Below are 24221 nucleotides of genomic sequence, written 5' to 3' on the forward strand. Positions count from 1 at the left end.
ATTTCAGACAACGACGTCTGCCTCACCGGCGCATCGGTACGGGGCCGGTTCTCTGCCGTGATCCTCTCGCCGACGCCACCCGTGCGTCCAGCACGGACCCCCATTCGGCGAGTATCGCGAGGAGACAGTCGGTTGAACACGAGTGCCACCGAGTCCGGCCTGTACGACAGGACGCTCGACAAGAGCAGCTGCGGCGTGGGCTTCATTACCCGCAAGGACGGCATTCAGACCCATGACGTCCTCCTCCGCGGCCACGAGGCCCTGTGTGCCGTTCCTCACCGCGGAGGCATGTCCGCCGAGGGTGTCGGCGACGGTGCCGGCGTGTGCGTCGACCTGTCGGTGCCGTTCTTCCGCGCCCTGACCGGTGACGGCGAGCTCGAGGCGGGCCGCTTCGGGGTCGGCAACTTCTTCCTCCCCACCGACGTCGCGTTTCACGGCGACGCGGAGGCCGTGATCGAGCGGGCTCTCGCGGCGCAGGGGTTCCGGGTGCTGCTCGAGCGGGACGTGCCCGTCGACGCCACCGTGCTCCGGCCCGCCGCGATCCGGCACCAACTGCCGATCCGGCAGTGGGTGTTCACGGCGCCCGACGCGTGCGCCGACGAGGCAAAGTTCGACCGCCGCATCCACGACGCACTCCTCGCGATCGAGGCCGTCGCGTACACCCGGCCGGATCTGGCCGGGCTGTACCCGCTGTCGCTCAGCGCGCGCACGCAGGTGCTCAAGGGCCGCCTCAACTCGAACGAGGTGATGCCTTACTTCCAGGACCTCGTCGACCCGGCGCACGCCATCCACACCCTGTACTTCCACACCCGGTTCTCCACCAACACCGACCCGCATCCGACGATGGCGCAGCCGTTCCGTCTGATGGCGCACAACGGTGAGCTCAACACCGACAAGAAGAACCGCCTCTCCGAGACGGCCCTGGCCCGTGCCCGCAACCGGGAGATCGTCCGTCCGCACGGTCAGTCCGACAGCTGTCGCCTCGACCAGACGCTGCAGAGCCGCGTCGTGGAGGACGGTCTCGACCTGGTGACCGCGGTCGTGTCGATGATGCCGCCGGCGTGGGAGAACGATTCCACGCTGTCACCCGAGGTGCGGGCGATGCTCGAGTACTTCTCGCTGTACGAGGAGAAGAACGACGGTCCGGCCGCGCTGATCTTCGGCGACGGCACCGTCGTCGGCGCCCGGCTCGACCGGCTCGGACTGCGTCCGCTGCGTTCGGTGGAGACGGACGAGTACCTGTGCGTCACGTCGGAGGCCGGGCAGATCGACGTCGACCCCGCCACCGTGCTGCACCGCGGACGCATCGAGGCCGGCGGGATGCTGTACTTCGACCACCGCGTGGGCCGCTCGTACTCCACCGACGAGGCGCTCGAACTGCTCGCCGCCCGAGGCGACTACCCGACGCTCGTCGCGGAGGCCCGCCGGACCATCGAGGCGCTGCCCGAGGTCGAGGCCGAGCCGGGTCCGTTGCGCTACAACGGCGACCTCGAGCGCACCCAGCGCTACGTCGCGTACTCGCACAACCAGGAAAGCTTCAAGTTCATGATGGACCCGATGCTCGCGTCGGGTCAGGAGAAGATCTCCGCGATGGGCTACGGCAACGCCATCAACGCGCTCTCCGATCAGGAGGGTGGTGTCGCCAAGTACTTCTCGCAGCGTTTCGCGCAGGTGACCAACCCGTCGCTGGACAGCATCCGTGAGGCCGACGGCATGACGCTGCGCGTCGCGCTGGGCGCCAAGCCGAACAGCGGCGCGCAGTCGGCGCCGCAGATCGTGGTGCCGTCGCCGATCCTCACCCACATGGACATGCTGCGGATCCGCAAGCAGAACGAGACTCCGGTGCAGCGGTTCCCGATGCTGTACACCCCGGTGCACGGCGACCAGGCCGCCAACGCGGCGGCGCTCGAGGCCGCGGTCGACGGGCTCTGCGACGAGGTGGAGGCGTTTGCCCGCGAGCAGGGTGGCATCGCGATCCTCACCGACCGTCACGTGGCCACCGACCGTGCGGCGCTGCCGATGATCGTGGCGATCTCCGCGGTCAACCAGCGGCTGATCGAGGAGGGCCTGCGCCTGCGGGTGTCCGTCGTCGCCGAGAGCGGTCAGATCTCGTCCTCGCACCACGTCGCCGCCGCCCTCGGTTTCGGCGCGGCCGCGATCTACCCCCTCGCCGTCCGTCTGCGCGCCGAGGAGAAGTTCGCCGACGACGCCGACCAGGCGTTCAAGCGGTTCGCGAAGGCCGCCGAGAAGTCGCTGATGAAGACGATGGGCCGGGTCGGCCTGTGCACCGCCGAGAGCTACATCGGCGGCGAGTTCTTCGAACCGAACTACCTCGACACGGACGACCGGGTCCTGCGCCGCTACTTCGCGAACGTGAAGACGCCGGTCGGCGGTGTCGGGTTCGCCGTCATCGCGCAGGCCGTCGCGGACTGGCATCAGCGCGCGCTGACCGTGACCGGGGAGAAGGACGTCCCGCTGCTCGGCCTGTTCAAGGAGCGCGCGGAGGGCGCGGGCCACTCGTACGGCACGGCGGCCGTGCGCGGTTTCGTCGACCTCACCGAGGAACCCATCGCGTTCGACACGGCGGGCACGCAGGACCACACGGAGTCGCTGCGACTGCTGCCGCTGAACCGGCTCGAGGATGCGTTCGGTCTCGACGACGACGCCTACCGCAACGCCGGTTTCCAGAAGCTGACGCACGAGGCGATCGACCGCTTCGAGATCACCCCCGGCTACCGCGCGTTCGCGCGGACGATGGCCGACGAGCGGACGCGTCGTCCCGCAGCGCTGCGCGACGTCCTGGATCTGCCCGCCGACGTCACGTTCCTCACCACGGCGGCCGAGTTCCGCAAGCAGATGGGCCGCTTCTCCCGCAAGGGCAACAACAGCTTCGCGGTGCGCGGACTCGCCTCCGAGGCCGTCGGCGACGACGGATTCCGGCTCCGGCTCACCGGCCCCCACGCGGGCGAGGCCACCGTGCTCGCGGCGCTCGGCGAGTCGTTGGTGATGCGGTTCGGCGACGACCTCCGCGAACACCGCGTCGACGGCGACACCCTCGTGGTGCGCACGTCCGGTGAGGCGCTGCGGTGCCTGTCGCTGCTGCGCACCGCTCCGGCGAGCCTGCCGATCGACGGGGTGCAGAAGGCCAGCGAGATCACCCCGTTCCTCACGTCCGGCGCCATGAGCCACGGCGCGTTGAACTCCAACGCGCACGAGGCCGTCGCGCACGGCACCAACATGGTCGGCGGCATGTCGAACAGCGGTGAGGGCGGCGAGCACATCTCCCGCTACGGCACCATCCGCGGTTCCCGGATCAAGCAGTTCGCGTCGGGCCGCTTCGGTGTGTGGGCCGGCTACCTCGCCGACCCGATGCTCGAGGAACTCGAGATCAAGATCGCGCAGGGCGCCAAGCCCGGCGAGGGCGGACAGCTGCCTGCACCGAAGGTGACCGTCGAGATCGCGGCCGCCCGCGGCGGCACTCCCGGCGTCGAACTCGTTTCTCCCCCACCGCATCACGACACGTACTCCATCGAGGACCTCGCGCAGCTGATCCACGACTGCAAGGCGGCGCGGGTCCGCGTCATCGTGAAGCTCGTGTCCTCGGAGGGCATCGGCACCATCGCGGTGGGTGTCGCGAAGGCCGGCGCCGACGTCATCAACGTGGCCGGCAACACCGGCGGCACCGGTGCCGCCGCGGTGACGAGCCTCAAGTACGCCGGACGTTCGGCGGAGATCGGCGTCGCCGAGGTCCATCAGGCGTTGTGCGCCAACGGTTTGCGGCAGAAGGTGCTGCTCCGCTGTTCCGGCGCGCACCAGACGGCGAGCGACGTCGTGAAGTCGGCGCTGCTCGGCGCGGACAGCTTCGAGTTCGGCACCACCGCCCTGATGATGCTCAAGTGCGTCATGGCCAAGAACTGCAACGTCAAGTGCCCCGCCGGCCTGACCACCAACCCCGAGCTGTTCGACGGTGACCCGCGCGCGATGGCGCAGTACCTGCTCAACATCGCGCACGAGACCCGTGAGGTGCTGGCCGAGCTGGGCATGTCCTCGCTGCGCGAGGCCCGGGGACGCTCGGATCTGCTGCAGCTCCTCGACCACCCGTCCAGCGTCGGCCAGCTCGACCTGCGCGCGATGCTCGCCGTGGTCGACGAGGTCACCATCGGCGACCCGGTGTACCTGGAGAAGGACTACACGCTCGACGACGGCTGGCTCGTGCAGCTGCGTGCCGCGCTGATCGAGCAGGGCGAGGCCACGGTCGAACTCGGCGACGGCGTGCACCTGAGCAACCGCAACAAGAGCGTCGGCGCCCAGCTGGCAGTCGACATCGAGCGGATGCTCAATCACGAGCTCACCGACATCTCGCTGTCGGCCGTGCTCCGCGACGAGCGCGGCCGCGGCTACCTGCGCGACGGCAGCGTCCGGATCGCGACGTCCGGGTCCGCGGGCCTGTCGTACGGCGCGTTCTGCAACGACGGCATGGCGCTGGTCCACACCGGCACCGCCAACGACGGCGTCGGCAAGGGCGCGAACGGCGGCAGCATCGTCGTGCGCTCCCCCGGTGGCGGTTCGGACCGCCACGGCGGCAACGTGCTGATCGGCAACTTCGCGCTGTTCGGCGCCACCGGTGGCCGCACGTTCGTCGAGGGTCAGGCGGGTGACCGCTTCGCCGTGCGCAATTCGGGTGCCACCGCGGTCGTCGAGGGTGTCGGCGATTTCGCCTGCGAGTACATGACCAACGGCGCCGTCCTCAACCTCGGTGGCTTCGGCAAGGGCGTCGGCAACGGTATGAGCGGTGGCTTCGTCTACCAGTACGACCCCGAGAACAAGCTGCCCGGCAAGGCCAGCGCCGACTCGATCCTGCTCGGGTCGATCACCGGCGACGACGAGCACGCCGCGCTGCACCGTCAGGCCGTGCACGTGCTGCTCGGGTGGCACCTCGAGGCCACCGGCTCCGCCAAGGCGGCGTGGCTGCTGGAGAACTGGGAGACCGAGCAGCACCACTTCGTGTACGGCATGCCGCGCGCGCTGCTGCAGTACCAGGACAGCGACGAGATCCTGAAGGCCAAGCCCCGCAAGGACCTGGCCGACGAACTCGCCGCCGCACTGGTCGGGCACCAGGTGCGCAAGTTCAAACTGGACTACCGGGACGGTCACGCCGTGCTGGACGGCGCCGTGCCCGGCTACGGCGAGGCCGACACCGAGGCGATGTTCGCACTGCTGAACAACTACACCGTGCTGAACGCGGCGCAGGAGATGGCGCTGTCCAAGCTGCCCGGTGTCACCGATCCGTCCGACCCGTCCGTCGACAAGGCCGTCCGCAACCTGCTGCTCACCGAGGACTTCTTCCTCATGCAGCGGCTGCAGCGGTACGCACGGGAAGCGTTGAAGGACTACAGCGACGAGGATCTCGCCGTGATGGTGGCAGCCAAGCGGCTCGCCGACTACAAGGACGCGCTGCGCCGCCGCAACGTCCGGTCCATCGACGCCCCCGGCACGTACGGCTGGATCCTGCACCAGGATGCGAAGAACGTCGACAAGATCGGCCGGCTGCCCGGTTTCGAGGAGCTGTTCGCGCAGCACGCCCTCCCCGATCTGATCCCCACGAGAGACATCTCCACGAAAGACGTGGTGCCCTCATGAAATTGCCCTACATCCCCCAGGACGCCCCGTTCAGCGAGGACCAGCGCGTCTGGCTCACCGGCTTCCTCGCCGGAATGAGCTCGCGTCTGATCGTCGGCGGCTCCGACGCGCCCGCCGCGGCTGCCGGTGGGCAGTTGCCCGCCATGCACGTGCTGTACGGCAGCCAGACCGGGAACGCCGAGGGTGTCGCGGAAGACGCTGCGGCCGCGGCACGTTCGCACGGGTTCGCGCCGGTCGTGAGCGCCCTCGACGACGTCGACACGGACGCACTCGCCGCGATGCAGCGCGTCCTCGTCGTCACCTCCACCTACGGTGAGGGCGAGATGCCCGACAACGCCGAACTGTTCTGGCAGGCGCTGGCCGCCGAGACCGCACCGAGGCTCGAGACCACCGACTTCGCGGTCCTGGCACTCGGCGATACCGGGTACGACGGGTACTGCCAGGCGGGCAAGATGATCGACACGAGGCTCGAGCAGCTCGGGGCCCACCGTGTGACGCCGCGGGTCGACTGCGACGTCGACTACGAGGACGCCGCCGCCGCGTGGGTCGCCGACACGCTGCCGCTGTTCGCGGCCGTCGAGGGCATTCGCGGCGAGTCCGCCGTCGCCGACGTCGCCGAGCCGGTGACGAAACCGGCCCGCACCCGGTCGCAGTGGAACCGCAAGAACCCCTACGGTTCCACGCTGTCCGTGAACCGGCGGCTGTCGAGCGAGGAGTCCGCGAAGGAGATCCGCCACTACGAGTTCGCGCTCGCCGACAGCGGTCTCGACTACGAGGCCGGTGACGCGCTCGGTGTGATGCCGATCAACGATCCCGCCCTCGTCGACGCCCTCGTCGCACGGCTGGGCATCCCGGCGGATGCCGCCGTCACCGGCAAGGAGCGGCCGCTGCGCGACCTGCTGCTGCACGGGTACGAGATCTCCACGCCGAGCCACGAATTCATCGACGAGATCGAGAAGCGGGCGGGCGACGAGGAGCTGAGTCACGTGCTGCGGCACGGCGACAAGGAAGCCCTCGACGCGTGGTTGTGGGGCAAGGACGTGCTCGACCTGCTGCTCCTCGAACCGTCGGTGACGCTGACGGCGGACGAGTTCGTCGGACTGCTGAAGCCGTTGCAGCACCGGGCGTACTCCATCTCCTCCAGCCCGCTGGCCAACCCGGGCAGCGTGCATCTGACCGTCGCCAGCGTCCGCTACAGCTCGGCCGGACGCGACCGCGGCGGCGTGTGCTCTACCTTCCTCGCCGATCGGATCGCCGAGGGCGGCAACGGCGGGATCTTCGTGTCGAAGAACAAGTCGTTCCGGGTCCCCGCGGACGACGACGCACCGATGATCATGGTCGGCCCGGGCACCGGCATCGCGCCGTTCCGCGCGTTCCTGCAGGAGCGGCAGGCGCGGGGCGCGTCGGGACGCAACTGGCTGTTCTTCGGCGACCAGCACCGCGCGTCGGACTACATCTACGAGGAGGAGATCGGCGCGATGAGCGACAGCGGTCTGCTCACCCGCCTCGACCTCGCCTTCTCCCGCGACCAGGCGGAGAAGATCTACGTGCAGAACCGGATGATCGAGAACGGCGCCGAGTTGTTCGCCTGGCTCGAGGACGGCGGCCACTTCTACGTGTGCGGCGACGCCACCCGCATGGCGAAGGACGTCGACCGGGCACTGCACGACGTGATCGCCACCCATGGCAGTCTTTCCACCGAGCAGGCCGCCGACTACGTGACCAAGCTCAAGAAGGAAAAGCGCTACCTGCGCGACGTGTACTGACCACGTCGGCAGCAACTCACGAGGAGCAAGAACAATGGCAGTGGTGATTCTGTACGGTAGCGAGGGCGGGACCTCCGAACTGGTGGCCGACAACATCGCCGACGTGCTCGGCGACTACGGCGACACGTCCCTGTACGACATGATGGAATTCGATGCGGGCGATCTCGACCCCGAGAACTTCCACGTCATCGTGTGCTCCACGTACGGTGAGGGCGAGCTGCCCACCGGCGCGGAACCCTTCTTCGAAGGGCTCGAGGAGGACGAACCCGACCTCACCGGCATGCAGTTCGCGCTGTTCGGTCTCGGCGACAAGGTGTACGAGGAGACGTACAACCGCGGCGGCGAGATCATGGCCGAGAAGCTGATCTCCCTCGGCGCGGTCCAGGTCGGCGAACACGGCAGGCACGACGGCTCCAGCTCCGTCCGCCCGAAGGATCAGGCCGAGGAGTGGGCCAAGAACATCGGCGAGGAATTCCTGGGCTGACACCCTCAGACCGGGAGCCGCGACTGCACGCTCCGCACCCAGTCGCGGCTCCCGGCGAGGTAGCGGTCCCGCGCCGAGGCGAACAGGTGAACGCTGTCGGCGCCGGGCCAGTCCGCGGGCAGCATTGCGCCCGGCAGGCCCGGGTCGATGTACGGGATGATGCGCCATTCGTCGAGCAGCGGCACGAAGCGGACGAACGCGTCGCGCGGCGACACCTCCTCCGGCGCTGAGAGCGCGACCCGGTGGTGGTCCAGGAAATCGCGGTGCCGCGCGGCGATGCCACCCAGATCCCACCACCGGGCCGCCGCGTCCCCCATCGAATCGGGGGCGAACACCGACGTGGACACGAACGTGGTCACGTACTCGGACAGGCCCAGCGCGTCGACGATGTCCCCGACCTCGGTTGCGAGGTGTTCGGGGGCGATCCACAGCCCCGGCGACACGGTTCCGCACCCGATCCAGCCGAGCCGTCTGCGCAACTGGTGCCGCGCCGCCCGCTGCGATTCGGGGATGGTGAACGAGATCAGCCGCCACGGATCGGTGTCCGCCATCTGACGGAAACCGAAGATCCGCGGATCGCCGCGGGTGAACATCGACTCGGCCTGCTCGGTCACCTCGTACCCGCTGCGGCCGTCGCGGGCGCGCGGTCGGAGCACCCCCTTCTTCTTCAGGCGGGCCACCGCGATGCGCGTCGACTCGGGTGGGATACCGACCGCCTGCATCACTTCCACGAAATCGGCGATCGCCACCCACCCGCCGACGTCGCGCACGTACGCACCGAGCACGGTGCGGATCAGCGACGTGGCGCTGCCTGGGCGCGAATCGAAGTCGTCGAGGATCGCGCTCGCCGGTTCAGTCGGCGAGTTCATCACGGATCGCGAGTATCCCGGCGCACACCTCGCGGAAGCTCGTGCTCAGCGGGCTCAGCCCGAGGCGCAGTCCTTGCGGGGCACGGAAATCGGGGATGACGCCCTTCGTCCACAGTCGCTGCACGACGGCCTCGAAGCGGGGGTGGTCGATGATGACGTGACCGCCCCGCTCGGCGGAATTCTCCGGCGATCCGATCTCCACACCCAGCGGAACCAGCACCTCGCGCACGAGGTCGAGTGCGTACTCGGTCAGGGCGATCGACTTGGCCCGCACGGCGTCCATCCCGACCTCTCCAAGGAGGGCCAGGGTGTCCTGCAGTGCGATCATGCCGAGGACCGACGGCGTTCCGCTGATCACGCGCCGGATGCCCGGCGCCGGCTTGTAACCCTGCGCCATCGCGAACGGGTTTTCGCGGCCCATCCAACCCCAGATCGGCTGCACGAAGTCCTGCTGATGGTCGGCCCGGACGTACGCGAACGCCGGTGAGCCGGGTCCGCCGTTCAAGTACTTGTACGTGCACCCGACCGCCAGGTCGACACCCCACGCGTCGAGGTCGAGGGGAACCGAGCCGACGGAGTGGCACAGGTCGAGGAGCAAGAGCGCGCCCGCCTCGTGCACCACCCGGGCGGCCCCGGCCGCGTCCACCAGGTAGCCCGAGCGGTACGCGACGTGGCTGAGGACGACGAGCGCGGTGCGTTCGGAGACCACCGACTGCAAGTCCTCGACGGTGACGCCGCCCCGGGTATCCGATTCGATCCACCGGAGTGTGAGCCCGAGTTCCCCGGCGATGGATTCGAGCACGTACCGGTCCGTCGGAAAGTTGTCGCGGTCCACGACGATCTCGGTGCGACCCGGCCGCAACGCGAGCCCGCCCCGCGCGAGTTTGTACAACAGGACCGTCGTCGAGTCGCCGATGGTGGTCTGACCGGCGGCCGCGCCCAGCGACACCCGCGCGAGGGTGTCGCCGATCGTGATCGGCAGTTCGTACCACTCCTCGTCCCACCCGCGGATCAGCCGGCCGCCCCACGACTGCGTGACGAAGGCGGTGATGCGCTCGGCGCTCGCCTTGGTGGGCCTGCCGAGCGAGTTCCCATCGAGGTATGAGGGCACTGACGGGTCGTCGGCGCCGATGAACAGGTTGCGGTACGAGCGCAGCGGGTCCGCGGCGTCGAGTTCCGCGGCCCGGGCCGCCAGCACATCCGTCGATGCGGTCATCATCGCCCGATCTCGGTGCGCACGGCCAGGAGCTCCGGAAAGAACGTCAGTTCGAGGGCCTTCTGCAGGAACCCGACACCGCTGGATCCTCCCGTTCCGGACTTCATCCCGATGGTCCGCAGCACCGTGCGCATGTGGCGGAAGCGCCACAGCTGAAAGTTCTCCTCGAGGTCGACGAACTCCTCGAACGCCTCGTAGACGGCCCAGTGCTCCTCGGAATTCTCGTACACGAACTTGGTCAGCGGCATCAGGTCGTCGTTCAGGCTGTAGGCGGCGGTCACGTCGCGGTGCAGCGCGGATGCCGGCACGTCGTACCCGAGCCGTGACAGGCACTGCCAGAACGCGTCGTACAGACTCGGCTCGCGGAGCAGCCGGTCGAGCAGTTCGTGGGCGGCAGGATCGGCCTCGAACACCTTCAGCATCCCGGCGTTCTTGTTGCCGAGTACGAACTCGACGGCGCGGTACTGATAGGACTGGAACCCGGACGAATTGCCGAGGAACTGCCGGAACTCGGAGTACTCGGTGGGCGTCAGCGTGGCCAGCACCGACCACTGCTCGGTCAGCGTCTTCTGGATGTGCTTGACGCGCGCCACGCACTTGAGCGCCCTGCCGATGTCGTCCGCATCGAAAGCGTCCCGGGCCGCGAGGGTTTCGTGCAGGACGAGCTTCAGCCAGAGTTCGGTGGTCTGGTGCTGGATGATGAACAGCAGCTCGTCGTGATGCTCGGGCCTGCTCACCGGTTTCTGCGCGCTCAGCAGGGTGTCGAGGTCCAGGTACGAGCCGTAGCTCATCCGCTCGCTGAAATCGGTGACGATCTCTTTCTCGATGGCTCTGGTATTGGCCTGCACGCCCATGGCCGTCCTCACTGCTGGTGTTCGAGTACCGGGCTCCGACCTCCATATTACATAATCGTGGCGACCGCTACAGTTGTCGAATACCCGCTGGCCCGCTCCTCGGACCTCAGGCCAACTCGGCCGCCCACTCGGCGAAGCTCTGCCAGCCCACCTCGGGGTAGAGCCGACGCAGTTCGCCGATGTTCGCGTCGTACCCCGTGTCGGTGAGGAAGCGGAACATCGCGCGCATGTCCGGCGATGCGATGGCGTCCGCGTCGGACGAATGCGCACGTACCTGTGTGCCCAGCACCCCACCGAGCACCTCGGCCATTCGACGTGGCGACGGATCATCCGAAGCCAGGTCGACTCTCGCCCCGGCAAATCGGTCCGGATCGTCGAACACGAGGGCGACGAACCGACCGAGGTCCCGGCGTGACAACTGCTGCAGCGGGGTATCGACGGGCAGAGGCAGGTCGAGCCGGCCGTGGCGGATGCCGTCGAGGCCGCCGAGCAGGTTGTCGTAGAAGTAGGTCGGCCCGACGATCGTGTACGACACCGATGATTCCCGCAGCAACGCCTCGGTCACGGCCTTCGTCTCGAAATGTGGCACCCCGGTGCTCTTGTCCGCGTCGGCCACCGAAGAGAACACCACGTGTGGAACACCGGAATCACCGAACGCGCCGACGAGCGCGGCGCCCTGAGCGATCTCCGCCTCCGGGCCGTCTTCGAAAGGCGTTGTCATGGCGAACACGCCCGCACACCCGTCGACCGCAGACGCGATCGCCGCCCGGTCGGTGATCTCGGCCACGGCGATGTCGACGCCTCGCAGGCGCAACGCCTCTGAGCGAGAGGAGCTTCGACGGACGAGCGCTCGGACCTCACGTCCTCGCTCGAGCAGCGCGTCGACGACAGCGCCTCCTTGACCACCCGTCGCTCCGACGACTGCGTACGGCTCACTCATGGGCACAACCTCTCTCCTTCTCGACCGCGCCAGCGTACTCGCAGGCCCGGTCCGCGCGGCCACAGAGTTGGTGACCCGAACCTGTGCGCCGAGCAGGCATTCGAGCACCCCACTGCCGGGTCGTTGAAGTCCACGTGACCCACCTGAACCGTTCGGAGCTCGCGATGTCCACCTTCACACCAGCCGACGAGGACACGGCGTCGAAGCTGCCGACCACGGCCTACCGGCGATGATTTTGCGGCCTGGGTCGTGTCAGTACTCATATGAGAACACTCGCGATTACCCAGAACATCACCCTCGACGGCTCGATCGAGATGCTCGGCGACTGGTTCGACCCATCGGACCAGGATCCGCAGTTGCTGGAGGCGACCAACCGGCAGTCCGAGCGCGCGGACGCAATGTTGCTGGGTCGGCAGACGTTCGAGGACTTCCGCAGTTACTGGCCCCGACAAACCGACGACCAGACCGGGATCACCGATGAGCTGAACCAGATTCAGAAGTACGTCGTCTCCTCCACCATGTCCGACCCCGAATGGGAGAACTCGACCGTGCTCACGGGCGATTGGATCGCCCAGGTGCGGGCCCTGAAGGGGCAGGAGGGCCGCGACATCATCGTCACGGGCAGCATCACGTTGACCCATGCCCTGATCGAGTCCGGCCTGGTCGACGAGTACCGGCTGTTCGTATACCCCGTCGTCCAGGGTCGGGGACGACGGCTGTTCCCCGACGGGTACGAGACGCCGAGGCTACAGCTGGTCGAGGCCCGCGGCTTCCAGAACGGCGTCTCCCTGCTGCACTACACCGTCTGAGGACTCCACCGAGTCCGGTCGACTGGCGCCACCTGGCACCTACCGCTCCGCGTCAGCAGGAACTGTGATCGTGGTGGTCGTCGTCGGTGTCGGTCTCTTCGTCCGCGTCGGCAGCTCTGGTGGTGGCGGCAGCAACAAAGTGGTGGTCGGCTCCGACGAGCGTGTCACGGGGAGTACCTCGAACGTCGTCTGCACCACCATCGACGGGAGCGGCCCGCACCGCAGACCGGCCACCTGGAAACCGCGGACGCCGCGGTTCGGCACCGTCGCGCGGAAGTCCGCGACGCTCCCGACCTGACGGGTCTCGCCCAGGACACGATCTCCGAACTCCACTGACCACGGCCCACCGCACGTCGGAAGATTCGTCGCGTGGTACTGGATGCGGTCGCCCGGCTGCCCGCTCGGCGGAGTGACGAAGAGGACCGGCCCCGCGGGATCGAGCATGCGCGTCGCTTCCCTTTCGGGTTCGCTCGACGCACCGCCGCCGGTGTGGACTGCGAGCAGGACAGCAACCGCCCCGACGAATGCCGTCGCCGCCAACCAGGGTGTCTGTCGCACCGGTCTCACCTCGCACCCTCAATTATGCGGCTTCGCCGCCCACTGAAGGCCTGCTTCGTCGTCGTACAACGCGGTCGACGGGTACCAGTCGGGGTGCGGGGCGGCCCGTCCGGTCACGCGGCGGTACTGCGCCGACCACCGGTCGGCAACACCGAACGCGAAGGCGTAGGGGACGGCAGCGAGGAAGCACTCACGGACCGCGGCGGACCCGATCGTCGTCGACCGGCCCGACAGCACGCGTTCGAACCCGGCGGCGCCCGCCCACACGTGCCGTCCCGTCGGCGTGTGCCGAAGACCTGTTCCCGCAGCGAACACGCCGAGGGCGCCGATGACGAACGCGACGAACGGAACACCGAGGATCGTGGGACCGAGTACGCCGAGGAATCCGAGCGCGGCGAGGACCGTGCACAGGCACGCCATCGCCCGCCCGATCCACGTCCTGACCGAGGGCACGAGCAGATCGTCCCGCGCCGCCCACGACCGGCATTCGTCGGACATCGCGCGCATGCCCTCTCTGACCGCGTAGCCGGATGTCGGCGAGCCGTCGGCAACGAACACCCCACCCGGCGAACGGATTCCGAGGTGATCGGCCAACACCCGCGAAATGGCGTCGATCCGCCTCCACCGTTGTGGGGTGCCGATCCCCTCGATCTGCCACAGGCCGTCGTCGACCAAGGTCAGCCGGACCACCGACTGCTCGGCCAGGTGCAGCAGTGTCGCCGTCGGCGCGCTGTCGCCGATCCACTTCCGCACGACGAATTCGGTCTGCGCAGGCCCGAGACCGGGCACGGGTCCGTACCGCACCGGCGGCTCGGGGAGCTTCTCGCGGGCACTTCGCGACCACAGCCGACCCGCGCCCCACGCGACGACCGACAGCGCCACAGCGCCCGCGGCGAGCCCGAACGAGTCGCCGACGATCGCCGCGAGCCCACGCGCATTCGACGTCGGCCCCCACACCAGGGGAAACAGCAGTCCTGTGCACGCCGAGACGCCGAGGAGTACGACAGCGGCAACGCGCATCCTCGCCGCATCCGACGCGCGACCCCGCGCCACGCCGCGGACCTCCTCACCGGAATCGGGCTGGTACTCATCGCCGTTGTCGTACATTCGCCTACCTCGTCGCCGGGAATATTCGCTGATACCGCAATCCTCGGCACCCGCACCCCCGGCAACCAGACGACACAGGGACTACCAACGCCACCTCGAGGTGCACGAATCCTCACCCCATCGGGGACGACGCTCCCACGCACGGCGTGTTGCGTCGACACCTCCGTCCGGTCGGTGACGGCGAACGCGATTCACCAGTCCGCGATCACCGGAACGACGCGTTCGCCCAGGATCTCGAGGGGCGTGATCGACGCGACCTGCGGCACCCATCCGTGAACGTGGGTTATGCCGAGCTTCGACAGGTCCTCGAGCTGACCGAGCAAGGTGTCCACATTCTGTCCGCCCGCACCCGGGTCGAGCGGGAACATCACGGTCTTCTCGATGGCGTCGTAGTCGGTACCGAGTGCGCTGCAATGATCCCTCAGCACGTCCAGCTTGTGGGCGACCTCGGGTCCACCGAACAAATTGCAGGCCTGTGCGTACTGCGCGACCATCCGAAGCGTCTTCTTCTCGCCCCCGCCGCCGATGAGGATGGGCGGGTGTGGGCGCCGTAGCGGCTGCGGCACGTTCATGGTGCGGCCGAGCTGGTAGTGCTTTCCCTCGAACGGTCCGTCGTTCTCGCTCCACATCTGCAGGCAGATCTGCAGTGTCTCCTCGAGTCGCTCGAAGCGTTCGGCCGTCGGCGGGAAGTGGAGGCCGAGCCCGACACTCTCGTCCTCGTTCCAGGCGGCGCCGATTCCGAGGTACGCGCGCCCCTTGGACAGGACGTCGAGCGTGCTCACGGCCTTGGCGAGAAGGCCCGGCTCGCGATAGACGGTGGCGGTGACCCAGGCCAGCAGGTCCACCTTCTCGGTGACGGCGGCGAGGAATCCGAGGGTGGTGTACGCCTCGAGCATCTCGGTGTCGATCGGTCCGACCGGTTCGATCTGCCAGAGGTGGTCCATGACGCTGAGCTTGGAGAAACCCGCGCCCTCGGCGGTGACGGCAATGCGACGCAGGTCGTCCGAGAGGATCGACGGTCCGGCGGGAAAGGTGAAGTCGGCGATGTGCAGTCCAAGTTCCATAGCTCTCCACGGTAAACCTGTTGCCGCTCGCTACCCAGGGATCGTCAGTACCACCCACCGTGCCCTCGCCAGATGTCCTCACTGATACGTACGGTGACCCGGTGACCGAATCCGCTCGCCGACTCGACGTCGTCTTCGCACCCGGGACCGTCGCGCACAGGGGAACCGCCGCGGAACTCCTCGGCCGGGCGCTCGATGCGCGCGGCCTCACCGGCGAGCTGACGTTCGCCGCGGATACCGCGGATCTGCAGCTCGCCGTGCGGGCGGCGACGGTCCGGGGCGAGTTCGTCGTCGTGCCCGGCGCCGGAGCGTCGTTCACCGCACCGGCCTGTGGGGCGATCCGCGTCGATTTCGGGGAGTGCGAGCCGGATCGCTCCGACGGCATCCGGGCCCACATCCGCGGGCGGGGACTCGACGGACTCCGCTTCGCCGTCGACAGCTGGTACCACCACCGCTTTCACTCCGGGACGATCGTTCGCTACGGCGACGACCCCGATCAGCGCGCCGAACTACGGGTCCCGGACGGCACCGGACCGTTCCCCGTCGCCGTGCTGATCCACGGCGGATATTGGCGTCCCCGTTGGGAGTTCGACCTGATGGACGGTCTGGCGGTGGACCTGACGGCCCGCGGGTACGTGACGTGGAACGTCGAGTACCGGCGCGGCGCCGACGACCGATGGGCAGCGATGACGTCCGACGTCGCCGCCGCCCTGCAGGCCGCCGGGTCCGTCCCGGAGGTTGATCCGGGACGCGTCGTGATCCTCGGCCACTCGGCCGGCGGTCAGCTCGCCCTGCGCGCCGCCGCCGACGCCGTCGCCGACCGGGCGGCGATACGTCCCGCGCTGGCGGTCAGCCTCGCCGGGGTGCTGAATCTGCGACTCGCCGACGAACGCCGGCTCGGCGAGGGCGCGGTCGCGCACGCCGTCGGCGGCCGCTGGGCCGAAGACCGGGCGACGTACGAGCGGTCGTCACCGCTCCATCGGCTGCCGCTCGGTGTCCCGCAACTCGTCGCGTGCGCCGTGGACGACGAGCCGGACCTGGTGGAGATGAGCAGGGAATACCACGCGACCGCAGCGGAGACCCACGCCGACGTCACCCTGATCGAGGGCCCCGGCGATCACTTCGCTGTCATCGATCCCGCGAGCGAGATCTGGCGAAGGATCGCCGGGGCGGTCGATGCCCGGATCAGACCTCGGACAGCGTAGACACCGCCGGCTGTAGCCCGGCCCCCACGCGACCGCGCAGCAGGTCCGCGCAGCGCTCGGCCATCGTCATGACCGTGATGTTCGGGTTGACGTGCGGCAGTTTCGGCATCGCGGACGCGTCCACCACCCGCAGTCCCCGCACCCCCTTGACCCGCAGTTCCGGATCGAGCACCGCCATCGGATCGTCGACACCGCCCATGCGGGCCGTGCCCGCCGGGTGATACACCGTGTTGTGGGTCTTGTGGATGTAGTCGAGGATCTCGTCGTCGGTCACCGCATCCGGTCCCGGCGCCAGTTCACGGGCGATCCACCCACGCAGCGCCTTCTGCTCGGCGATCGTGCGGGCCAGTTTCACCCCGGACAGCATCACCCGGTCGTCGTGACCGTCGCTGTCGGTGAAGTACCGGGGATCGACCTTCGCGCGGTCGCGGAAGTCGCGCGAGCGCAGCCGCACCGTGCCCCGGGAGCGGCCCTGAGTGACGTTGGGTGTCAGGCAGAATCCGTTGTCGGTGGTGGGGTAGCCCCACCGGAGGGTGTTCATGTCGAACGGGACGCTCCCGTAGTGCATCATCAGGTCCGGATGGTTCAGCCCCGTCTCGGTGGTGGCGAACAGGCCGATCTCCCACCACTGCGTCGACTCGGTGACCATCGGCCGGGACGCCTCCCAGAACACCAGACCCTCGACGTGGTCGTCGAGGTTGGCTCCGACCCCGGGCGAATCGACGCGGACCGGAATGCCGAACTCCGCGAGATGCTCCGCCGGTCCGATACCCGAGAGCATCAGCAGTTTCGGGGTGTCGATGGCACCGGCGGTGACGATCACCTCCCGTCGCGCCGACACCGTGTCGTACCCGGTGAGGTCGGGGCGCTGGTAGCGCACGCCCGTCGCCGTCTGCTGCTCGTCGAACAGGATCTCACGGACCCAGCAGCCGGTCCGGACCTCCAGGTTGGGGCGGGTGCCGAGAATCGGGTGCAGGTAGGCGTGCGACGACGACATCCGGGTGCCGTCCTCGGACGCGTTGATCTGGAACCACCCGGCCCCGTTGAGCACCGTTCCGCCGCGGTTGAACGCGACGGTCGGCAGCCCGACCGCGGCGGCGGCGTCGAGGACCGCGTGGCCGCACGGATCGTTCGGTGGGACGTCGCGCAACCGCACCGGACCACTGCGACCGTGGCCGTCGCCGGGGGCGTCGTTGTTCTCCAGCCGGCCGACGTACGGCAGGATGTCGCGCGCACCCCACCCCGACGCACCCATCGCCTCCCAGTCGTCGAGCACCTCGGCCGGCGGCCAGAACGCAATACACGAATTGTGAGACGAGCACCCGCCGAGGACCTTGGCCCGGGCGTGCCGCATGAAACTGTTGCCCCGCTCCTGCGGCTCGACCGGATAGTCCCAGTCGTATCCAGAGTCCAGCAGGTGCATCCACTGCGACAACTCGAGGATGGCCCGGTCCCCGACGTCCGACGGTCCCGCCTCCAGCAGGCACACCGTCACCGACGGGTCCTCGCTCAGGCGGGCTGCGAGGACGCAACCCGCACTGCCGCCACCCGCGATCACATAGTCGAATTCCAGTGCAGTGCTCCGCAGTTCACTTTCGGTCATCGAGCAAGCTCCTTGTCGATCGGTTCGGATTGCGGTGCGGCCGGTGCGGCGGCCGCGGAGTGTGACGTCAACGTTCCGATGTGGTGCCTGCCGGTGGTGAGGTACCACAGCAGTCCGAGCCCGAGGATGACGCCGATGTAGACGAAGGCGCCCCACGTGTTGTACCAAGGCTCCCCGTAGACGGCTTCGCGCGGCCAGGCGAGGTTGACGGCCATGCCAATTCCCCACACCACAGCGACGATGTTGACGGGCAGCCCCCACCTGCCCATCGTGAAGTAACCGCCCTCCTTCAGGTCCCGCGGCGGCCACTGACCGCGCAGCCTCCGCTTCAGCATCGGGCCGGTCACCATCAGGTACGCGAGGTAGATCATGATGATCGCGATCGAGGTCAGCACGGTGAAGATGTGCGGTTGGCCGATGTTGACCACCAGGATCAGCGCGGCCACCACTCCGATCGTCACCGCGGGCACGACGGGTGTCCGTGTCTTCGGGTGAACGCGGGCGAGCCGCTCCCCGAACGGGAGTGCGTTGTCGCGGGCCATGGCGAAGGTCAGCCGGATGGCTGCGGTGTGCACCGCCAGCGAGCACACCGTCACGGCGATCACGATGCAGATCAGGAAGATGGTGCCCAGCGGGCCCCACATCACCTGCTCCACGATGTACTGCAGGCTGCCGTCGGATGCGCCGATCTTCGGATCGTCCAGGTCGGGTGCCGCCATCACGGCGAACACGAGGATCGCGCCGCCGATCACGAACGAGGCGAGGATCGCCCGGAGGATCGCCTTGGGGGCGGTGCGGCGCGGTTCCACCGTCTCCTCGCCCAGCGAGCTCGCGGTGTCGAAGCCGTACATCACGTAGCCCGACGCGAGAGTGGCCACCAGGAACGCACCGAGATAGCCTCCACTTTCACCGGCGCCGTAGCCGTGGGTGGAGAAGAACACCTGCGGGCCGCGGGTCGCGTTGGCGGCGAGGATGATCGCGATCAGCACCGCGGCAATGAGTTCGATGAACACCCCGGCGCTGTTGATCATCGCCATCAGACGGACACCGAGCGCGTTGACAACGGTGGTGAAGCCGATCATCACGGTCCCGAGAATGACGGCGTTGGTGGCGAAGTCGTGTTCCCCGGTACCGTCGCCGACGATCTGGAAGCCGCTCCACAGCCGCGGCAGATTGAGCTGCAGCGCCAGCACAACGGCCGACAGGGTGACGATCGACGCGGTGAGCATCAGCCAGCCCGCCGACCACCCCACCACTCTGCTGCCGAGCGTTTTCGCCCAGTTGTACACGGAACCGGCGATCGGATACTTGGCAGCCAGCTCCATGAAGCACAGTGCCACCGCGAGCTGGCCGAGAAACACCAGCGGCCACGACCACAGGTATGCGGGGCCTGCAGTGCCGAAACCGAAGTAGAACAATTGGAAAGTGCCGGTCAGGATGGAAATGTAACTGACGCCCGCGGCAAAACTCGCGAACTTGCCGATACTGCGATCCAGGGACTCCTTGTATCCGAAATCGTCGAGTCCACTGTCCTGATCGCCGGCCGTGTTGTCGGGTCTGGTCATTCGATCACTTCCTGAGAAGTCGATGGGGTCTGCTCGCGCGCCCTGCCGAGTGCACGTCAGGTCGCGGTAAACCACCCCGCGTGAGGTGAGGTCGTGTTGTTCCAGATGTGTTTGACTTCCTGGTATTCGGAGAGCCCGGCGGGTCCGAGTTCGCGTCCGTTGCCGGACTTCTTGAATCCGCCCCACTCCGCCGCCGGCGTGTAGTAGCCGAAGTCGTTGAGCCACACCGTTCCGTGGCGCAGCCGCCGCACCACCCGCTCGCCGCGGGCGGCGTCCGACGTCCGGACCCCGGCGGCGAGGCCGTACTCGGTGTCGTTGCCGAGCCGGACCGCGTCCTCCTCGGTGGTGAATCGCTCGACGGTGAGGATGGGCCCGAACGTCTCCTCCTGCACGATCCGCATCGTGCGGTCGCAGTGGTCGAAGATGGTGGGCAGGTAGTAGCTGCCGCCGTCGAGCGCGAGATCGGCGGGCCGCGAACCGCCCGTCCGGAGCGTCGCTCCCTCGGCGATGCCCAGTGCCACATAGGCTTCGATCTTGTCGCGCTGCGCCGTCGACACGAGAGGTCCGGTCTCGCTGGACGGGTCGAGTCCCGGGCCGACACGGATGGCCTCGGCCCGCGAGACGAGGGCGGCGACGAACTCGTCGGCGATCGACTCCTCGACGATCAGACGCGTCCCGGCCGAGCACACCTGACCCGAATGCAGGAAGACCCCGGTGAGCACCTGGTCGACGGACGACTCCCAGTCGGCGTCCGCGAAGACGAGGTGGGGATTCTTGCCGCCGAGTTCCACGGCGACCTTCGTGACGTGCTTCGCGGCCGTTTCCAGGATGGTGGTGCCGGTGGCGAGTCCGCCGGTGAACGAGATGAAGTCGACGTCGCCGGTGTCGGTGAGCGCGGGGCCGAGGTCGGCGCCGCTGCCCTGCACAAGGTTGACCACACCGGCGGGCACACCGGCCTCCTCCATCAGCCGGGTGAATGCGATCGTGCTCAGCGGCGTGACCTCACTGGGTTTGAGTACCATCGTGCAGCCGGCCGCCAACGCCGGTGCCACCTTCCAGGAGATCTGCAGCAGCGGGTAGTTCCACGGTGCGATCAGGACGCAGACCCCGATCGGTTCGCGCACGACCCGGGAAACGACGGCGGGGTCACCCACGTCGACGACGCGGTCGCTCGACACGAGGGCCAGCCGGGCGTAGTACCGGAACACGGAGACGACGTCGTCGATGTCGATTCGACTCTCCACCAACGTCTTACCGGTGTCGACCGTCTCGATGCGCGCCAGTTCCTCCTTGTCGCGCTCGAGGAGATCGGCGATACGCGACAACAGCGACGATCGCGTGGCGACCGGCGTCTCCGGCCAGTCCCCGGCATCGAAGGCCGCCCGTGCCGCCTGTACTGCTCGCCCGGCGTCTTCGGGCGACGCCTCGTCCACGGTGGCGATCACGTTCCCGGTTGCCGGGTCGATGCAGTCGCGGGTGCGCCCCGATGACGCAGCCACCCACTCCCCCGCGATGAAATTCACCGTGCCGAACAATTTCTGGACGTCGAGATCAGCAGATAGCGCCGACATCTTCATAGTGTGTCCGAAACCCTTTCGTGTGCAGATTCTTTCGTTGGGCCGACGATGAGCGGATCACGGGAGACGTCCCGGTACAGCGAGACGCACAGTCCGATCATCACCAGCAGGAACGGCGCGGCCGCGATGATCGTCATCGTCTGCAGGCCCTGAAGGGCGTCCGAGCCGCCGGTCCAGAGGATGAGCGCCGCGGTGCCGCCGGTGAGCGTGCCCCAGAACACGACGATCCGCTTGCTCGGGTGCCGGGTCCCCCGCTCCGACAGGGTGCCCATCACGAGCGATGCCGCGTCGGCGCCGGAGACGAAGAACAATGCCACCAGCACCATGACCAGCACGGTGGAAACACCGGCGAGCGGCAGGTGGTCGAGCATTCCGAACAACTGCCCCTCGGTCGACGACTGGGACGCGACGTCGGTGCCGTCACGTTGCACCCCGATCGCGGAACCTCCGAACACCGCGAACCACACGAGGCTGACCGAGGTGGGAATGACGATCACACCGACGACGAACTGCCGGATGGTGCGGCCGCGGCTGATCCGGGCCAGGAACATGCCGACGAACGGGGTCCACGACACCCACCACGCCCAGTAGAAGATCGTCCACGACGACAACCACGATGCGGTGTCGTCACCCGCACTCGCGGCGGTGCGACCCGACATCGTCGCGAGTTGCGCGCTGTAGTCGGCGATGGTGGTGGGCAGCAGGTTGAGGATCAGCACCGTGGGGCCGAGGACGAACACGAAGACCGCCAGCACGATGGCCAGCACCATGTTGATGTTGGACAACCAGTGGATTCCGCGGGCCACCCCGGACACCGCCGAGGCGACGAACGCGAACGTCAGCAATCCGACGAGGGCCACCAGGGCGAACGTGCCGACCTCACCCATCCAGCCGATGATCTCGAGCCCGGACCCGATCTGGAGGGCACCGAGGCCGAGCGACGCGGCGGTGCCGAACATCGTCGCGATGATCGCGAGCACGTCGATCACCTTGCCCGCCGCCCCCTCGGCGCGACGGCCGAGGAGCGGGATGAACGCGGAGCTGATGAGTTGCTTGCGGCCCCGCCGATAGGAGCCGTAGGCGATCGACAATCCGACGACCGCGTAGATCGCCCACGGGTGCAGTCCCCAGTGGTACATCGTCGTGGCCATCGCCGACCCGGCGCTGCCGTCGGTTCCGGGAGGCGGGCTCACCATGTGCGCGAGGGGTTCGGCGACGCCGTAGAACATCAGCCCGATCCCCATGCCGGCGCTGAACATCATCGCGATCCAGCTGACCGTCCGGAACTCCGGCTTCTCGCCGTCCTTGCCGAGCGGAATCCGGCCGTACCGCGAAAACGCCAGGAACAGCGAGAAGAGGACGAACCCGGTGGCCGCGGTGATGAACAACCACCCCATGTCGGCGACGAGCCACCCGAGGGCCGCGTTCGACACGAGCGCGAGGTTCTCCGGCGCCAGCAGGCCCCACAGGATGATGCCCACCCCGACTCCGGCCGCGGCGCCGAACACCACCTTGTCGACGCCGCCCCGCGGCGCGGCGTGGGCGGGTGCCCCGCGCTCCGGTTCCGGTGCCTGCAGTTCGGGAGGGTCGATCACCCTCGGTTGCTCGCCGGCGTACGTCATTTCGCGTCCCCACCCAGCCGGGTGAGTAACCAGTCGTGGAATTCGCCGATGTGATGCTCCGCGGGCACCAGCACACCCCCGTCGCGGTAGGCCTTCGACGACATCGTCGGCTGCGTCCGCTCGCAGGCGTCGAAGTCCTGCTCGTTGACCCGGTGGAACAGTTCGACCGAGCGGGAGACGTCACGTCCCGACGCCGTGACGTCCGGCGCGTACAGCCAGTCGCATTCGACGATGGTGCGGTCCGCGGACATGGGGTACATCCGGTGGAAGATGACGTGGTCGGGCACGAGGTTCACGAAGACCTGCGGGCGGACCGTGATGGCGTAGTACTTGCGGTCCTGATCGTCGCTGATGCCGGACAACGCCTCGAATCCGCCGCTTCCGTCGATGGTGAAGCCCTCGACTTCGTCACCGAAGGCGGCGCCGTGCCCCACGAAGTACTGTGCGGCAAGGCCGTCCGCGAACTCCGGAAGCACCTCGGTGAGTTCCGGGTGAATGGTGGCGCAGTGGTAGCACTCCATGAAGTTCTCGATGATCAGCTTCCAGTTGGCCGCGACGTCGTAGGTGATCCGGCGGCCGAGTTCGAGGGTTCCGATCTCGTACCGATCGATGGCGGCCGGATCGCCGAGCCGTTCGGTGACGGAGCCGATGACCTCGTCCTCGAACGACGGCGGCTCGTCCGCGAGGCACACCCAGGCGTAACCGAGCCACTCGCGCAGCGCGACCGGCACCAGCCCGTACCGCACCCGGTCGATGTCGGCTCCGGTCTCGTCGCGCAGCGCGGCCATGTTCGGCGCGGCGACCAGTTTGCCGTCGAGTCCGTACGTCCACGCGTGATACGGGCACTGGAGGTTCCGCCGGACCTGGCCTTCGTCCTCCGTGCAGAGCATGGCGCCGCGGTGCCGGCAGATGTTGAGGAAGGCCCGGAGGGCGCCGTCCCGGCCGCGGACGACGAGGACACTCTCCCGGCCGACGGTGACCTTCTTGAAGGCACCGGCGTCGGCGAGGTCGGCGGTGCGGGCGGCGCAGAACCACATCGCCTCGAAGACGTTCTCCTGCTCGCTCACGAAAATGTCGGGGTCGGTGTAGAAGCGACCCCCCAGAGTGGGGATCAGTGCCGGGGCGGGCGCGGGAGCGGGGGCTTGGACGTCCGGAGCGGACATAGATGTCACCGTTCTTTCGTTACGGGAAAGATGCGTTCGGTCGGGGCTGTGACCTGGAATCTGTGGGCGAATGGGGCGCAGATCGCAAGGGGCGTCGTTGCCGAGTGTGACGACATGGATGCCCGATCCGCGACGATCGTTCGAACAGCGGACAGCAGTCCCGTCGAGTCATCGCGGCG

General features: G+C 68.1%; 17 protein-coding genes. 5 read left to right on the forward strand and 12 right to left on the reverse strand.

Annotated features, from left to right (window positions below; translation table 11 throughout):
* The first annotated feature begins 132 nt into the window (after positions 1–132).
* Genes I1A62_RS15720 through I1A62_RS15730 form a run of 3 tightly spaced genes read left to right on the forward strand, consistent with a single transcriptional unit; the run spans position 133 to position 7890 of the window.
* The gene (locus I1A62_RS15720; RefSeq protein ID WP_219459094.1) at positions 133–5640 is read left to right on the forward strand and encodes a glutamate synthase-related protein; all 5508 of its coding nucleotides are present in this window, start codon (positions 133–135) and stop codon (positions 5638–5640) included.
* A complete protein-coding gene (locus tag I1A62_RS15725) occupies positions 5637–7406 on the forward strand; it encodes a sulfite reductase subunit alpha (protein WP_219459095.1) in 1770 nt (589 codons plus the stop codon). Before I1A62_RS15720 ends, I1A62_RS15725 begins: the two co-directional genes overlap by 4 nt.
* A gap of 34 nt (positions 7407–7440) precedes the next feature.
* Positions 7441–7890: a flavodoxin domain-containing protein gene (locus I1A62_RS15730; protein ID WP_072944048.1), complete on the forward strand. Its 450-nt coding sequence runs from the start codon at positions 7441–7443 to the stop codon at positions 7888–7890.
* A 5-nt stretch (positions 7891–7895) separates the two neighbouring features.
* Here the strand turns inward: I1A62_RS15730 and I1A62_RS15735 are convergent, their stop codons facing one another.
* The 4 genes from I1A62_RS15735 to I1A62_RS15750 all read right to left on the reverse strand — a co-directional run bounded on the left by I1A62_RS15735 (position 7896) and on the right by I1A62_RS15750 (position 11775).
* Positions 7896–8759 (reverse strand): PaaX family transcriptional regulator C-terminal domain-containing protein, encoded by an 864-nt coding sequence (locus I1A62_RS15735; RefSeq protein ID WP_219459096.1) that lies wholly within the window; start codon positions 8757–8759, stop codon positions 7896–7898.
* On the reverse strand, positions 8743–9978 hold the full coding sequence (locus I1A62_RS15740) for a kynureninase (RefSeq protein WP_219459097.1): 1236 nt from the start codon (positions 9976–9978) through the stop codon (positions 8743–8745). The genes I1A62_RS15735 and I1A62_RS15740 overlap by 17 nt, the downstream gene beginning before the upstream one ends.
* The gene (locus I1A62_RS15745) at positions 9975–10829 is read right to left on the reverse strand and encodes a tryptophan 2,3-dioxygenase (RefSeq protein ID WP_219459098.1); all 855 of its coding nucleotides are present in this window, start codon (positions 10827–10829) and stop codon (positions 9975–9977) included. Before I1A62_RS15745 ends, I1A62_RS15740 begins: the two co-directional genes overlap by 4 nt.
* Before the next feature lie 106 nt (positions 10830–10935).
* Positions 10936–11775, reverse strand: coding sequence for an NmrA/HSCARG family protein (locus I1A62_RS15750; protein WP_374710776.1), 840 nt, complete (start codon positions 11773–11775; stop codon positions 10936–10938).
* Between the two features lie 257 nt (positions 11776–12032).
* On the opposite strand from I1A62_RS15750, the gene I1A62_RS15755 reads away from it, so the two are divergent.
* Entirely contained in the window at positions 12033–12578 is a 546-nt protein-coding gene (locus tag I1A62_RS15755) for a dihydrofolate reductase family protein (RefSeq protein WP_219459100.1), read from the forward strand.
* Positions 12579–12617: 39 nt separating this feature from the next.
* Here the strand turns inward: I1A62_RS15755 and I1A62_RS15760 are convergent, their stop codons facing one another.
* The 3 genes from I1A62_RS15760 to I1A62_RS15770 form a co-directional block, all read right to left on the reverse strand.
* Positions 12618–13136: a hypothetical protein gene (locus I1A62_RS15760; protein WP_219459101.1), complete on the reverse strand. Its 519-nt coding sequence runs from the start codon at positions 13134–13136 to the stop codon at positions 12618–12620.
* 18 nt (positions 13137–13154) lie between these two features.
* Complete coding sequence (locus I1A62_RS15765; RefSeq protein ID WP_219459102.1) at positions 13155–14243, reverse strand: DUF2207 domain-containing protein; 1089 nt, start codon at positions 14241–14243, stop codon at positions 13155–13157.
* Between the two features lie 191 nt (positions 14244–14434).
* The gene (locus I1A62_RS15770; protein WP_219459103.1) at positions 14435–15307 is read right to left on the reverse strand and encodes an LLM class F420-dependent oxidoreductase; all 873 of its coding nucleotides are present in this window, start codon (positions 15305–15307) and stop codon (positions 14435–14437) included.
* Between the two features lie 101 nt (positions 15308–15408).
* On the opposite strand from I1A62_RS15770, the gene I1A62_RS15775 reads away from it, so the two are divergent.
* Positions 15409–16512, forward strand: a complete 1104-nt coding sequence (locus I1A62_RS15775; protein WP_219459104.1) for a S9 family peptidase — start codon at positions 15409–15411, stop codon at positions 16510–16512.
* Here the strand turns inward: I1A62_RS15775 and I1A62_RS15780 are convergent.
* From I1A62_RS15780 to I1A62_RS15800, 5 genes are read right to left on the reverse strand one after another with little or no spacing between them, the layout of a single operon-like run.
* Entirely contained in the window at positions 16493–18115 is a 1623-nt protein-coding gene (locus I1A62_RS15780; protein ID WP_219459105.1) for a GMC family oxidoreductase, read from the reverse strand. The genes I1A62_RS15775 and I1A62_RS15780 overlap by 20 nt on opposite strands.
* Positions 18112–19680, reverse strand: coding sequence for an APC family permease (locus I1A62_RS15785; RefSeq protein ID WP_219459106.1), 1569 nt, complete (start codon positions 19678–19680; stop codon positions 18112–18114). The genes I1A62_RS15780 and I1A62_RS15785 overlap by 4 nt, the downstream gene beginning before the upstream one ends.
* Positions 19681–19736: 56 nt before the next feature.
* Positions 19737–21257, reverse strand: coding sequence for an aldehyde dehydrogenase family protein (locus tag I1A62_RS15790; RefSeq protein ID WP_219459107.1), 1521 nt, complete (start codon positions 21255–21257; stop codon positions 19737–19739).
* Positions 21254–22879, reverse strand: coding sequence for a BCCT family transporter (locus tag I1A62_RS15795; RefSeq protein ID WP_219459108.1), 1626 nt, complete (start codon positions 22877–22879; stop codon positions 21254–21256). Before I1A62_RS15795 ends, I1A62_RS15790 begins: the two co-directional genes overlap by 4 nt.
* Positions 22876–24042, reverse strand: coding sequence for an aromatic ring-hydroxylating dioxygenase subunit alpha (locus tag I1A62_RS15800; RefSeq protein ID WP_219459109.1), 1167 nt, complete (start codon positions 24040–24042; stop codon positions 22876–22878). Before I1A62_RS15800 ends, I1A62_RS15795 begins: the two co-directional genes overlap by 4 nt.
* Positions 24043–24221: the final 179 nt, after the last annotated feature.

The sequence above is a fragment of the Rhodococcus sp. USK10 genome, from assembly GCF_019378875.1.
Classification (GTDB): Bacteria; Actinomycetota; Actinomycetes; order Mycobacteriales; family Mycobacteriaceae; genus Rhodococcus_F; species Rhodococcus_F pseudokoreensis.

Bases quoted from the DNA above. Each gene is read 5' to 3' on its own strand.
- I1A62_RS15725 (WP_219459095.1), top strand. From the start codon at position 5,637: ATGAAATTGCCCTACATCCCCCAGGACGCCCCGTTCAGCGAGGACCAG.
- I1A62_RS15730 (WP_072944048.1), top strand. From the start codon at position 7,441: ATGGCAGTGGTGATTCTGTACGGTAGCGAGGGCGGGACCTCCGAACTG.
- I1A62_RS15735 (WP_219459096.1), bottom strand. From the start codon at position 8,759: ATGAACTCGCCGACTGAACCGGCGAGCGCGATCCTCGACGACTTCGAT.
- I1A62_RS15740 (WP_219459097.1), bottom strand. From the start codon at position 9,978: ATGATGACCGCATCGACGGATGTGCTGGCGGCCCGGGCCGCGGAACTC.
- I1A62_RS15745 (WP_219459098.1), bottom strand. From the start codon at position 10,829: ATGGGCGTGCAGGCCAATACCAGAGCCATCGAGAAAGAGATCGTCACC.
- I1A62_RS15755 (WP_219459100.1), top strand. From the start codon at position 12,033: ATGAGAACACTCGCGATTACCCAGAACATCACCCTCGACGGCTCGATC.
- I1A62_RS15765 (WP_219459102.1), bottom strand. From the start codon at position 14,243: ATGTACGACAACGGCGATGAGTACCAGCCCGATTCCGGTGAGGAGGTC.
- I1A62_RS15770 (WP_219459103.1), bottom strand. From the start codon at position 15,307: ATGGAACTTGGACTGCACATCGCCGACTTCACCTTTCCCGCCGGACCG.
- I1A62_RS15780 (WP_219459105.1), bottom strand. From the start codon at position 18,115: ATGACCGAAAGTGAACTGCGGAGCACTGCACTGGAATTCGACTATGTG.
- I1A62_RS15785 (WP_219459106.1), bottom strand. From the start codon at position 19,680: ATGACCAGACCCGACAACACGGCCGGCGATCAGGACAGTGGACTCGAC.
- I1A62_RS15790 (WP_219459107.1), bottom strand. From the start codon at position 21,257: ATGAAGATGTCGGCGCTATCTGCTGATCTCGACGTCCAGAAATTGTTC.
- I1A62_RS15795 (WP_219459108.1), bottom strand. From the start codon at position 22,879: ATGACGTACGCCGGCGAGCAACCGAGGGTGATCGACCCTCCCGAACTG.
- I1A62_RS15800 (WP_219459109.1), bottom strand. From the start codon at position 24,042: ATGTCCGCTCCGGACGTCCAAGCCCCCGCTCCCGCGCCCGCCCCGGCA.